Genomic DNA, 13,004 nt, shown 5'->3' with positions numbered 1-13,004 from the left:
GCACCTTGCCGTTCGTCATGCCCGGCTCAGCACGCCTTTGTTTGTTCTCTGGCCTCCTGGTGCTGGGCTTGGCCGTGTTCAATGCGCTTTCTGCCGACACATTTCCGCCGGCGCTTCAAAGAGCCGAAGTGCTTGCGGGAATGGCAGGCGTGGGTCTGATGCTGGTCGCGGTGTTGTGGACCCGTGCTGTCCCTCGGAACCCCGAGGCTGTGAATCTTGAGGGTGAGCAGGGTCTAGTGATCGCAGAGGGTCTGACCGATGAATTGCGAACAGAACTCGCCTGGGGCAGTCATCAATTTCTGACAGCCACTTCAGCTGCATCCTTCCTTGTCTATTGGGACGATGTCGTGCTGATTCGACGGGGGCTGATCACCGACAGCACGTTTCAGCCCGGTGAGATCTGTCGCCGCAGCAAGAATCGTCAGGAATTGATTTCACTGGTGAAAACGGCGTTGTATCCAGGTCGCGCGGAATTTGATGCCGTTTTGCCTGGATTGCCTGCGGTGATGGTGCAACCCTTGGGAGAACGAGGCTGGATCGTGTTGGGCGGTTGGTCGGAACGATGCTTCACCCGTGCTGATGAGCGCTGGCTGACGGGTTGGGCTGAACGACTCAAAACTCAACTGGAGCGGATTGGTTCCGACGACCCGAAGATGGATCCTGTTCATCAGACCGGAACCTGACCTGAGATTCCACCTTGCCCCCCGGGGCCGTGAAGGTGATCAAACCCTCTTCCCCCACACGTCCTTCCAATCGGCTGGCCCGTGTGATTTGGTCATTGGCCTCGCGTAGGAGTTGAACATTGCCTTCTGCGAGAACCTCTTCTGATTGCCAGTTCCACAGACATCGATCTGCAGTCAGCTTTTCGCCAGGTTGTTCAATCCTGCAATCCGAGATGACGTCAATTGTGGTGTCGTTGAGATCGGCTCGGAAACGCCCTCCAGCAATCTGCGCTTCATCCAAATCAGCCTCAAACGGTTGCTCGCTACGGATGGTCTGTTCACGGAAATTCCAAGTGGTGTCTTGGGCGCGAAGCACGCCCTTTTCGCGTGGAATCTGAACATTCACCGGTGCTTGCACCGTGATGTCTCCTTGGATGGTGTTACCCCGTAGGTTCTGACCTTGCAGTTGTTCCAGAACTGTTCCTTCCTCATCGCGACGCTGTCCGAGCACTGGCCCCTGAGCATTCAGCAGGCCCGTGTCGAGGTTCCACTGGGCTGGACCGGTTCGAAGCGTCGTGTCTGGATTTGACGCGTCCGCGTCCTCGTTCCAACGCTCCAGCTCGACCACACCGTTGAGCGTGAGATCGTTGGTCCGTTGCTGCAGTTGCGCTTCACTGGCACCAATGCGTGAGGCGCCATCTGTGGCCCTTGGGCGCTGCTCAATCAGTAACAGTCCTTGCTCTGGTTGCCAACGCAGACGGTCTCCCTGAATTAATAACTTCGCACCGTTCAATTGCTGCAGGCGGACGTCACCTTCCAGCAAGATCTGTTCACCGTCGTTGACAACCAGTGCCAGATCCGATTGCACCCTGAATGACGGTTTGCCGTCTTTGTAGAGCAAGGCGATGGGGTCTCGGGCTCGGACCAGTTGTCGGCTGAGTTCATAACGAGCTTCTGGACTATTGAGACTCCAATCCATCAAGCCATCGGGCTTTTTCTGGTTCAGTTTGAGTGAGCGAAACACGAAAGGAGGTGCTTCGCTGGTGGATCCAGAGCCTTCATCAGCACATCCAATCAACCCGGTGATGACCGCAAGCATGGCCACCCTCAGCGCAGCTCTGGCACGCATCCTCACCATCACAGCGGTGCGTCAAGTTCAAGACGCTGCATCACCGGTTCAGGCTTCGGCAGTGAACCCCCAGGGGTTAGCTGCCCCCAAGTCAGAGCCTTGATCCACGCCGTTTGGGTTGGGGCAAGGTTCAGCTGGCTGAGGATCCTGGCGCTCAGATCGGGAACGATGGGTTGGAGAAGAATCCCGACATAACGGGCGCATTCGAGAACGGCATAAAGGTCCTCTCCGACCTGTTGTTCCTGGCCAGGTTGTTTCATGCGGCTCCACGGGGCCTGTTCATTGAGAAAACCGTTGGCGTCGATGGCCAGTTGAAGCACGGCCTCACACGCTTTGTGGAATGCAAGATCCTGAATCGATCTGCGAACAACAGATGCGGTTTGTTCGGCTTTGTCACGGAGCACGTGAGTTGAGCGAACAGCATCCACATCCACAGGAAGGGATTCATCGAACCATTTCCGAGACATGGAGGAGGTTCGGTTCAGCAGATTTCCGATGGTGTTGGCCAGATCATTGTTGACGAGGTCCAGGAAGCGTTGCTGTTGGAAATCACCGTCTTCACCAAATTGAATATCGCGCAAGAGATACCAGCGCACAGCGTCCGTCCCGCATTGCTGAAGGAGATGTTCAGGGTCAAGAACATTTCCAAGTGATTTGCCCATCTTCTGGCCTTCTCGGGTGAGGAAGCCATGGCCGAAGACTCTCTTAGGAACGGGCAAACCTGCCGACAGCAACATCGCTGGCCAATACACAGCGTGAAAGCGAAGGATGTCCTTTCCAATCACATGCACATCGGCTGGCCATCCGATTGAGGCCAAACGTTCAAGGTCGACGGGTCCCCCGTCGTCAAGCAGCGCCGTCAGATACCCAAGCAGAGCATCGAACCACACATAGAAGGTATGTCCTGGGTGACCCGGTACAGGAAGACCCCACGACACATTGACCCGAGAGATCGAAAAGTCGCGCAAGCCTCCGGCCACGAAGTTCTCCACTTCGCGCTTGCGGCTGCTGGGAGCGATGAATCCTGGTTGAGCGATCAAGGATTCGATCTGTTCCTGAAACTGGGACAGGCAGAAGAACAGATTCTCTTCATCGCGCCACTCAAGGGGTTTGCGATGAATCGGACAATCCGGTGATTCCGCATCGGCGGGATCGTCCTTGAATTCTTCGCAATCAACGCAATACCAACCTTCCTGGTGACCTGTACGGATGTGGCCAGCCGCTTCACAACGGCGAAAGAACTCCTGAACCAAGGGCAGGTGCCGGTCGCTGGTGGTGCGCACGAACCGGTCGTTGCTAATGCCCCATTCCGTCCATAATTGGGAATATTGGCTCGAAATCAGATCGCAGTGGTCCTGCGGGCTGATGTGCTGCGATTCCGCCGTGCGCTGAATCTTCTGACCGTGCTCATCCACGCCGGTGATGAACACTACGGAGTTCCCTTCCAAGCGCTGGAACCTTGCCAGGGCATCGCAGGCGATCGTGGTGTAAGTGCTGCCAAGGTGGGGCTTGGCATTGACGTAATAAAGCGGAGTTGTGAGGCTGTAGGTCATCGCTTCGGCGTTCTCCTGTGGCCCCTTGCTCAAGGGTGGGATCTTAACGACCCCCTTCCCAACCCACCTCCTTGATTGCCACTGAAAGCGTCGGTCCAGTGGACGAGTGAGCCGGGCTGGTTCCATCCGCCCTTTTCTGATCGCATCTTGGTTTTCACCATGGCCTTCAACATCGACGCAGTGGATGTGCTGGTTTGGGGTGGTGGAACCGGTGGTGTCGCCGCAGCCCTTCAGGCAGCGCGTGGAGGGGCGTCCACACTTCTGCTGACCCCTGGCTCCTGGTTGGGGGGGATGGTCAGTGCTGCTGGTGTGTGTTGTCCCGATGGAAATGAACTGACGCCCTGGCAGACAGGACTCTGGGGGGCATTTTTGCGGGAACTGGAACGCCGTGAACCAGAGGGTCTTGATCACAACTGGGTGAGTTGCTTCGGCTACCGACCGACAACCGCTGAGTGCGTTCTCCAGGATTGGGTTCATAACGAATCACGCCTGCAGTGGTGGCCGGAGTGTTCGTTGAAAGAGGTAGAGCGCCAGGGAGCACGAATTCAGGCTGTGCAGGTGGCTGTTGCGAACCAGCGCCAACGGATTGCTTGTGAGGTTGTGATTGACGGCAGCGATCGCGGTGATCTGCTGCCCTTGGCAGGCGCGGCCTTTCGCTTCGGCTGGGAGGATCAGGAGCAGTGGGATGAACCCAGCGCTCCATCGCGTCAGCGACTGCAGTCAGACCCTTTCTTCCGCAACCAGCCCGTTCAGTCGCCCACTTGGGTGGTGATGGGACAACTTCAGGGCAATCCGCTGGCATGGCCGGAACCAGAACGCAACGATGATCCATCGCCTGCGCGCTTGCCAGCTCCCTTTAAACAGGCCTGTTCAGCCTTTGGTCTGACCAAAACACTGACCTATGGACGTTTGCCTACAGGGTTGGTGATGCTGAATTGGCCCTTGCATGGCAATGACTGGCATCAGCGGCTTGAGCGTGCTTTTGGCATGGATGCACAAGCTGAGGCGCTGTTGTTCAACGAAATGCAGCAACACAGCCTTCACTTCGCTGAGGCTTTGCGAGATGCCACTGACGGTCGACTGTCATTGGGGCGCGCCTTCCCAAGCGATTCCGGTTGTCCCTCCCCTTGGTTGGCTCCAATGCCCTATTGGCGAGAGGGGCGGCGCATGGTGGGCCTGAGCACGGTGATCGAACAGCATCTGCTTCCGCAGGACAGCGATCACTTGGTTGGGAAGCCACCCATGGATGACTCGGGGACGTTGCAAGCCATTGCCATCGGCAATTACGCCAATGATCACCACTATCCCGGAGAAGACTGGCCATTGGCTCCCAAAAGTTGTCGATGGGGAGGTCGCTGGACTGGGACGCCCTTTTCCATCCCCTATGGCGCTCTGGTGAGTGCTGACATCGACAACCTTCTGGCTGCAGACAAGGCCTTCAGCACCAGCCACATGGCCAACGGTGCAACCCGATTACAACCCTTGATCTTGAATGTGGGTCAAGCGGCTGGCATGGCAGCGGCTCTCGCTGTGGAAACGGCAACTCAGCCCTCGGCGCTGTCTGTGCGTGCCCTGCAGATGCGCTTGATCAACGATGCTCATGCGCCTTCCGCTGTGGTTCCTCTCTGGGATACCCCATGGCATCACACGCAATGGCGACAGCGCCAGATTCGGGCGCTTGATCGCCATCAGCTCGAGCCGGCATCGCTTCAAACGCATCGCGCTGGCACCATTTGGCAGGGGTGGATTCACCGTGATGATCAGGGTGGTTTCCGGTTTGAACAGAAGGGCCAAGAATCCATCCCTTTGATCACCCTTGAGCCTGCTGTTCATGACAGCCTTGAGCAGATCGATGCGTCGAGGTCAGTGACGCTTGACGGCATCCGCAACCCCTGGGGACCCTGGCTGCGCGTCACCAGTGTCAACTGATGCCGCTCAAGCTTCTGCGGCGAAAAGCAGGAGTTGATCTCGCTGAGAGTCAACCTGACGCACCGTCACCACCAGCGCGTCTCCAGGGTTGGACCCAGGTGGACATTCGGCTGCCACATCCATGGCCAGAGACTCGATGCGGATGAGCCCGAGACGATCCTGGGGTCTCAACCAGCGGAGAAAATCAGCGTTCCAGCTCTGATCGTGGTGCTGTTCAAACCAAACCTGTTGCCAATGACGCTGGTCTTCCCTGGCAATGGAGATGCCTTCGCGAATCGCTCCATCGAACTGTTCCAGAAGCTCTTGCAAGTCTTCTTCGGAACGGGGTTCCAGGCCATCGATCACAGCTGCGATCTGCCGTTGCACCACGAGATCGCCATAGCGGCGGATGGGCGAGGTGGCCTGCGCATAAGCCGGTAACCCGAGGCTGAAATGGGCCGCAGGTTGGGTTCCCATCAGTCCCCGGCTCAGACAGCGTTTGATCGCTGCAAAACGCACGGCTCCTTCGGGCAAATCCTCGAGTTGGGCCGGTGAAGGCAGATCGGCAGGCAGCTGACTGCGGTAAGGAAGAGCCAGATCGTGATCACGACCGAATCGAGCCGCAACAGCACCCGCCAGGATCATTGCTTCCGCCACCATGGAACGCGCGGGTCCAGGCTCGGTGATCTGCACGCTCAATGCCTCATCACGGCAGCGAATGCGTCCTTCCGGGAGATCCATCAGCAAGGCTCCCTGCGACACACGCCACCGTCGACGGCGTTCCAGCAAGGCGTGGAGTTCCGCCAGATCAGCGTCTTCAGGGGGAGCAAAATCGATTAACTCGTCCGCATCCTCATAGGTGAGTCGATAACGCGGCTTTACCCAGCTTCTTTGGATGCCGTAATCGGCAATGTCACCATCGGCATCGAGTTCAACCCAAGTGCTCCAGGCCGGATTGCGCTGACCTGCAAGGAGGCTAAAGGGCCCTGTGGAGAGTTCCGAGGGAAACATGGGAAGAATTCCCCTCGATAGATAAAGACTGCTCCCGCGTCGGCGAGCCTCTTGATCCAACAGTGAGTCGTCGTCAATCAGCCGCCCAGGGTCGGCAATATGAATCCAGAGCCTCTTGGTGCCGTCATCGCAACGTTCCAGTGCGACCGCATCATCAATGTCGCGTGTCTCGGCATCATCAATCGTGAAGCAGGTCTGCCCAGTCAGATCAACCCGTTTGTCATCACCAGGACGTGGCCCCTCATGGTCGGCCATGAGTTGGTTGACCTGCTCGACGATCACATCGCAGAACCCGTGGCTCCAGGTGGTGCCATTCATGGCTGAGAGCTGGTGTGGATCCCATTGATCGAGGTCGATCAGCAGCGATCGGAGTTCATGGCGCTCTGGCGCCACTCGGGCTGACTTCAGCGCCAGAAGCAGCTCATCATTTAAGTCTTCGGGCTCAGTTTCAGTAGCCACAACGCTCTGAAGATCCAACACCCACCGCTGATGGCCGGCATCTAGCGCGCTGAAATCCAAAGGTTGTCGAGACTTCAGTTGGTCAATCCAAAGCCGGCTTCGGTGGGCTTGAAGCGACTGTTTTCGCCGCTCCAGGCGTCGTTGCCTGATCTCGGTGGAGGACCGGGGCTGGATCATCCCCTGTTTCCAACGAAACAGATCTTGCTCCGTTTTCAGCGCGAGCCAGCACACAGCACGCTGAATGGGCTCGTCAGAACCGCAAGCCAACTCAGCGAAACCAGCCAGATCAATCGTCTCCGATGATTCCGAGAGCAAGACCCATAACTGGCCCCATTCGCGACGTGTGGGATTGGCTTGGTTGAGGTTGTTGAGATCGAAAGACCATGGAGAAACCCCCAGGCGAGTGGGTTGATCCGAACCACTCAACTGGGGGTAAATGAGCTCAACGTGGCGAGAAGGAACAACTTGTTCCTTGGCGTTAAAGCCAACTCTCAAACGACGTTTGCTGCCTTGAAGTGCAATAACGACGGCAAGTTGAGCGGTTTTAGCGTCGCTAACGCCCACCAGATCTCCCGGTTTGCAGTCAGCGCTGGCCAGAAATCAACCCTCGGGATTCACGAAGGGCAGCAGGGCCACAATGCGAGCACGCTTCACGGCGTTGGTGAGATCGCGTTGCTGCTTGGCGGTGAGGCCGGTGAGACGACGGGGAAGAATCTTGCCGCGCTCAGTGATGAACTTTTTGAGCAGATCCACATCCTTGTAATCGATGGGATCGCCAGGCTTGATCGGTGAAAGACGCTTCTTGAAGAAGGAACTGGACATGGAAGATCAGGAACGGTGAGAAGACGAAAAGACCTGCAAGATCACTTGATCTCCTTGTGGAGAGTCATCTTGTTGCAGTGGGGACAGAACTTTTTGATCTCCAGCCGTTCGGTGGTGTTCCGGCGGTTCTTCTCGGTCGTGTAACGGGACACGCCGGGGGAACGCTTGGCGGGATTGGACCGGCATTCCGTGCACTCAAGTGTGATCACGATCCGGACGCCCTTGTTCTTGGCCATAAAGGACGTTGCGCCGCAGGTGCGAAGCGAAGTGACAAACATCCACCTTACAGGTCCACCTCACGGCCAATGCCTGTCACCTGAGCGGATGGGAGTTCGTAGGATCACGCGCCGAGTTCCACCTCCCGATGCGGGTTTCTCTCTCCTGGCTTAAGGATCTTGTGCAGGTGAATGAACCCGCTTCACAGCTGGGTGAACGGTTGTCGATGGCCGGTTTCGAAGTGGAGGAGCTCGACGATCTCTCCAGCCTGGCCCAGGGTGTCGTGGTCGGTCATGTGCTGGAGCGTGACAAGCATCCCAATGCCGACAAGCTGAGCGTCTGCAAGGTGAATGTCGGTACGGACGAACCGTTGCAGATCGTCTGTGGTGCGAAGAATGTGCGTGCAGGGATTCATGTCCCCGTCGCCACTGTGGGCGCTGTCCTCCCGGCGGTGAATCTCACCATCAAGGCAGGGGAGCTGCGAGGAGTCAGCAGTCAGGGAATGATCTGCTCCCTGTCCGAACTCGGGCAGAGCAGCGATGTCGATGGCATTGCCATCCTGGACGATCTGGTGGACGAGCTTCCTGAACCCGGTTCACCGATTGCTCCGGTGCTCGGTCTCGATGACACGGTTCTGGAGCTGGCAATCACGGCCAATCGTCCGGATGGTCTCTCAATGACAGGGATCGCCAGAGAAGTAGCGGCCTTAACGGGGGCTGATCTGTCGCTGCCGGACGCCAACGCTCCGGAGCAGATTGAATCCCTGCAACCGGATGCGGCATCCGCGGAGGCGATGACGACCGGAGGCATCTATGCACTGACGGCCGTTCAAGGGGTCGATGGGTCTGCGCGGTCTCCCCAGTGGCTGCAGCAGCGTCTGCAGAGGGGAGGGGTCAACCCTGTCAATGCAGTGGTGGACATCACCAACCTGGTGATGCTGGAGCAGGGACAGCCCTTGCATGCCTTCGACGCCGATGCCCTGGAATCCCTCTGTGGTCAGAGCATCCAAGCCTCTGACTTCGGGTTGCGACAAGCCCGCACCGATGAGCTGTTCACCGGTCTTGATGGTCGCGAAATTAACCTGGATGAGCGCGTGCAGGTGGTGACCTGTCGCGACCGTGCCGTGGCCGTGGCTGGGGTGATGGGGAGTGCCGAAAGTGGTGTGACCGACAGCACCAAGCGCATCTGGCTTGAATCGGCACTGTTCACCCCCACATCGGTGCGCAACAACAGCCGGGCCACCGGGCAGCGAACCGATGCCAGCACCCGTTACGAGAAGGGCCTGCCGCGGGAGGTCACTTTGCTGGCGGCTGGTCGGGCTCTCGCGTTGATGGCTGACATGCAAGGTGCGCAGGTCGGAACGTGCTGGCAATGTTCTGCCGAGCAGGGACCTGACCCCGTCGTGACGCTGCGGCGTCATGCGTTGCATCGCCTGCTGGGTCCACTCGCGGCCACGGATGAAGCGACTCATGCCGTTGATCTTTCAGATGAACAGGTCGAGGCATGTCTTACGGCCCTCGGTTGTGCACTGACCCCCACGGAGGATGGATGGACGGTGGTTGCGCCCCCTTCCAGGCGGATGGATCTCCTGCGCGAAGTGGACCTGATTGAAGAGGTGGCCCGTCTCGTGGGCTTCGACCGGTTCCAGTCTCATCTTCCTAATCCACTCCGACCTGGTCAGCTGACTTTGGCGCAGCAAGCCGAACGTCGACTGCGTCAGCGCTTCTCTGCCAATGGTCTTCAGGAGATCACCACGCTGTCACTCACCAGTGCTGATGTGAATGACCCCAATCGCATTGGGATCAGCAACCCTTTGCTTGCGGAAACAAGCCACCTGCGCACGTCTCTCTGGCAGGAGCACCTCCAAGTCTGTCGACGCAATCTGCAAGCGTCCCAACCGGGTTGCTGGGTGTTCGAAATCGGTCATGTTTTCCGTCCCGAAGGTGAGTCGATCGCTCAGGACTCACGGCTCAGCGGTGTCATCTGTGGTGAGCGGCGCCTGTCCCGTTGGCAGACAAGCGGTAAGCCGCAACCGCTGACCTATCACCAGGCCCGTGGTGTTCTGGCATCGGTGCTGGCGTCGCTTGGGATTGAAGTGCAAGACAAGCGACTGAACGACGATCAGCGTTTGCACCCTGGACGCGCTGCCAGCTTGGTCGTGGAAGGCCGTCCTCTGGGCTGTTTTGGGCAACTCCATCCGGCGCTGTGCGAGAGCGAGCAATTGCCTGCGGAGACTTATCTGTTTGATCTGGATCTGGCGCGCCTGCTCGCAGCAGCAACGCGAAGCAACCGTTGGAGCCCGCAATTCAAGGCCTACTCCACGTTGCCTGCGTCTGAACGGGATCTCGCCATGGTGGTGCCGCGCAGCCTCCCATCAGGCGAGCTGTTGCAGGCCATTCGCAAAGCGGGCAAGCCGTTGCTGGAGTCCGTGGAACTGATTGATCGCTTCGAAGGTGGTCAACTCAGTGACGCGCAGTGCAGTCAGGCTTTTCGTCTTCGGTATCGCGGCAAAGACAGCACGCTCACCGATGAGCAAATTCAACCGGTGCACGACAAGGTGCGCCAAGCGTTGGTCAAGCAGTTCCAGGTTGAGCTGCGCAGCTGATTGACCGCATCAAGACCAGACATTCCAGATGGGACGTTTGGGGAAAGAAGTCCATCGGCTGGATCGCCTCGATCTTGTAGGGGCCTTGATCGCTTGCTAATTCGCGAAGATCCCGCGCCAGTGTCGCGGGATCGCAACTGAGGTAGGCCAAGCGATGGGGTGGCTGCTTCAGGATCATCGCCAACACGTCAGGGCTCAGGCCCTTCCGGGGAGGGTCCACCACAAGAGCGTCGTGATGTGGAAGCAGCTCTTGGAGATGCTTGATCACATCTCCGTCGATGAATTCTGTGTTCTGCAGATTGTTTCTTGATGCATTGCGCTGGGCATGGCGGATGGATGCCGAACTGATCTCCAGTCCAGTCACGCTGTGGCCGTGAGCAGCAATCGGAAGCGCGATGGTGCCGATCCCGCAGTAGGCATCAATGACGCGCAAAGGTTCTCCTGATGTGGAGAGCCAATGACAGATCATCACCACCGCCCGTTCGGCACGGGCCGTGTTCACTTGGAAGAACGTGGTGGTTCCCAGTTCGAGCTTCAGCCCACAGAACTGCTCATCGATCGAATCCTGCCCCTGCAGACAGATGGTTTGCTCGCCAAGCACCGTGTTAGATCGACGCGGTTGCAGATTGAGGGTCACCCCTTTCACCTGGGGCCATCGTTTTATCCAACGTTCACTCAAGCCGTCGATACCCGGCAAAACCTCCGTTGCTGAGATCAGAGAAATCAAGACATCTCCAGTCCGGACGCCAATACGAAGCCCGAGATGGCGAAGCCCTGCTTTGCCACGGAAATCAGAATCCATGACCCAGCCAGTGGACAGCAGATCCGCTTTGATCTCTGGAATCAAGGCATCCAGTCTTGGATCCAGAACCGGGCAATGGTTGAGGTTGACGATCCGATGGCTGCCTCGGCGGTAATACCCGAGGCGCAGGTTGCTTCCCTCCATCAACAGAGGAATCAGGGCACGATTGCGGTACCCCAGGGATTCAGATTCGGGGCTGATGAGGGGACTGAGGGGTGCACTGAGCTTTCCAATCCTCGTGAGTGTGTTGTGAAGATGCCTCTGTTTCCAAGCGTTTTGCCCTTCGACCGAGAGATGTTGAAGGGAACATCCGCCGCATTTGTGGGCCAGGATGCAGGGTGGCCGACGTGCATCGGTTGACGGCTGAAGCGTTTCCAGGCGACGGGCCAGCCACATGCGCCGTTGGCGTTGCTGAAGCTGAACTTTGGCTTCTTCTCCTGGAAGCAGTTCGGGCACCGCGATGACCCAGTCGTTCCAACGGGCAAGCCCCCGTCCTTGCTGGTCCAGGTCCTCGCCGAACACCGTGATGATCAGCCCCGGTTGTGGCGTGTCCTTGATCGCTGTCATTGCAATGGCGTAACACCCCACGGCACCCAGCCATGACAGGGGTTGAAGCGCTTTAAACTCTCCTCAGCATGCCAGCCGTCATGAGCGTTGTACGGGATTTGATCCTCCAGGCCGATGACGACCTGCGTTACCCCAGCAGTGGTGAGCTTCGCTCCATGGTGGAGTACCTCAGCCAGGGATCGATTCGCTTGTCTGTCGTGAAGATCCTCACCGACAGCGAAAAGAAGATCATTGATGAATCAGCAAAGCAGCTGTTCAGCCTGCGCCCTGAATATGTCGCCCCTGGTGGTAACGCGTATGGCCAGAAACAACGGGCCCAGTGCTTGCGGGACTACAGCTGGTATCTGCGTCTGGTGACTTACGGGGTTCTGGCGGGAAGCACCGAGATGATCGAGCAGATTGGTCTGATCGGCGCTCGAGAGATGTACAACAGCCTCGGGGTTCCGATGCCGGGGATGGTGGACGCCATGCGTTGCATGCGTGAAGCAGCGCTGGTTCTCCTGTCAGAGGAGCAAAAATCCATCGCTGCGCCTTATTTCGACTATTTAATCCAAGGCATGCAGACAAGCACCTAAAGCTTGGTCTTCGAGATTGCATCATCCCTGCCTGTGAGTTCACGACTTAGGCATCTCATACAAGACACGCCTTGGGTCTGATTTAGCGTCTCGAATGCGAATCTTGATTAAATAATCAATCCATCCGTTGATTGGTTGATCGGCGACATCAGTCTTGTGCTGCTCGGTTTCCCAAAGTTGGCTGCACTTTGGTGTACTTATTGCTCAGAGCCCGACTTGTCTAGTCACAAGAGTCTCATTTAAGACTTGTTATGAGTCTTGCAAGTCATCTCACCTGAGACAATCGGGCTTGTTTGAACGGTGGCGTTCACGTTTTGGATGGACATCGATCGCCAGCGTTGGACGCTTGTGGCTTCAAGAATGTGACACGACTGCGACCAATCATCGGATCGCAATGAGCCATGTGCAACGCTTGCGTCACTGTGTCAATAGCAGAGACGCAAGCCGAGGAAGCATCGCTGTAGCTGACGTTTGCATGCATCAAAACAGGCTTGGACATGGACATAAGACGTCTGGACAGCCCATTTGCTCGCTTTTGGCGCTCTTTGTTGCAATAGCGGCTCGCCGCTGCTTGCGACCTTGACAACACCGTGAGAAACGACGTTCAGAATTGCTGCTCTCCAAGAACCTTTCCCCTCCCATGCAAATAAAACCATCGAAAAAAATGATCTTGATGCAATCAAGGCCGATGCTGT

General features: G+C 57.5%; 10 protein-coding genes. 4 read left to right on the top strand and 6 right to left on the bottom strand.

Features of this window, described 5'->3' with window-relative positions; all coding sequences use genetic code 11:
- Positions 1-17 precede the first annotated feature (17 nt).
- The gene (locus SynA1560_RS07910; protein WP_186500044.1) at positions 18-683 is read left to right on the top strand and encodes a cofactor assembly of complex C subunit B; all 666 of its coding nucleotides are present in this window, start codon (positions 18-20) and stop codon (positions 681-683) included.
- On the opposite strand, the gene lptC is transcribed toward SynA1560_RS07910, so the two are convergent.
- Together lptC and metG are read right to left on the bottom strand one after the other, a co-directional pair.
- The gene (lptC, locus tag SynA1560_RS07905) at positions 613-1,791 is read right to left on the bottom strand and encodes an LPS export ABC transporter periplasmic protein LptC (protein WP_255476879.1); all 1,179 of its coding nucleotides are present in this window, start codon (positions 1,789-1,791) and stop codon (positions 613-615) included. The genes SynA1560_RS07910 and lptC overlap by 71 nt on opposite strands.
- An 8-nt stretch (positions 1,792-1,799) precedes the next feature.
- The gene (gene metG / locus SynA1560_RS07900) at positions 1,800-3,344 is read right to left on the bottom strand and encodes a methionine--tRNA ligase (RefSeq protein ID WP_186501616.1); all 1,545 of its coding nucleotides are present in this window, start codon (positions 3,342-3,344) and stop codon (positions 1,800-1,802) included.
- A gap of 159 nt (positions 3,345-3,503) precedes the next feature.
- Between metG and SynA1560_RS07895 the strand changes: the two genes are divergently transcribed.
- Positions 3,504-5,273, top strand: coding sequence for an FAD-dependent oxidoreductase (locus tag SynA1560_RS07895; RefSeq protein ID WP_186501615.1), 1,770 nt, complete (start codon positions 3,504-3,506; stop codon positions 5,271-5,273).
- 6 nt (positions 5,274-5,279) lie between these two features.
- Here the strand turns inward: SynA1560_RS07895 and SynA1560_RS07890 are convergent, their stop codons facing one another.
- From SynA1560_RS07890 to rpmG, 3 genes are read right to left on the bottom strand one after another with little or no spacing between them, the layout of a single operon-like run.
- The gene (locus SynA1560_RS07890) at positions 5,280-7,286 is read right to left on the bottom strand and encodes a ribonuclease catalytic domain-containing protein (protein WP_255476877.1); all 2,007 of its coding nucleotides are present in this window, start codon (positions 7,284-7,286) and stop codon (positions 5,280-5,282) included.
- A 36-nt stretch (positions 7,287-7,322) separates the two neighbouring features.
- Positions 7,323-7,544 (bottom strand): 30S ribosomal protein S18, encoded by a 222-nt coding sequence (gene rpsR, locus SynA1560_RS07885; RefSeq protein WP_006041316.1) that lies wholly within the window; start codon positions 7,542-7,544, stop codon positions 7,323-7,325.
- 41 nt (positions 7,545-7,585) lie between these two features.
- The gene (rpmG, locus tag SynA1560_RS07880) at positions 7,586-7,780 is read right to left on the bottom strand and encodes a 50S ribosomal protein L33 (protein ID WP_186468802.1); all 195 of its coding nucleotides are present in this window, start codon (positions 7,778-7,780) and stop codon (positions 7,586-7,588) included.
- A gap of 128 nt (positions 7,781-7,908) precedes the next feature.
- On the opposite strand from rpmG, the gene pheT reads away from it, so the two are divergent.
- A complete protein-coding gene (pheT, locus tag SynA1560_RS07875; RefSeq protein WP_186500033.1) occupies positions 7,909-10,365 on the top strand; it encodes a phenylalanine--tRNA ligase subunit beta in 2,457 nt (818 codons plus the stop codon).
- Here the strand turns inward: pheT and rlmD are convergent.
- The gene (gene rlmD, locus SynA1560_RS07870; protein WP_186500032.1) at positions 10,334-11,734 is read right to left on the bottom strand and encodes a 23S rRNA (uracil(1939)-C(5))-methyltransferase RlmD; all 1,401 of its coding nucleotides are present in this window, start codon (positions 11,732-11,734) and stop codon (positions 10,334-10,336) included. The genes pheT and rlmD overlap by 32 nt on opposite strands.
- Positions 11,735-11,814: 80 nt before the next feature.
- On the opposite strand from rlmD, the gene SynA1560_RS07865 reads away from it, so the two are divergent.
- A complete protein-coding gene (locus SynA1560_RS07865; RefSeq protein ID WP_186468799.1) occupies positions 11,815-12,309 on the top strand; it encodes an allophycocyanin subunit alpha-B in 495 nt (164 codons plus the stop codon).
- Positions 12,310-13,004: the final 695 nt, after the last annotated feature.

This window comes from Synechococcus sp. A15-60, assembly GCF_014280095.1.
In the GTDB taxonomy this organism is placed as follows: Bacteria; Cyanobacteriota; Cyanobacteriia; order PCC-6307; family Cyanobiaceae; genus Synechococcus_C.
The sequence above is the reverse complement of the archived record's forward strand: the minus strand, read 5'-3'. Positions and strand labels throughout refer to the sequence as shown.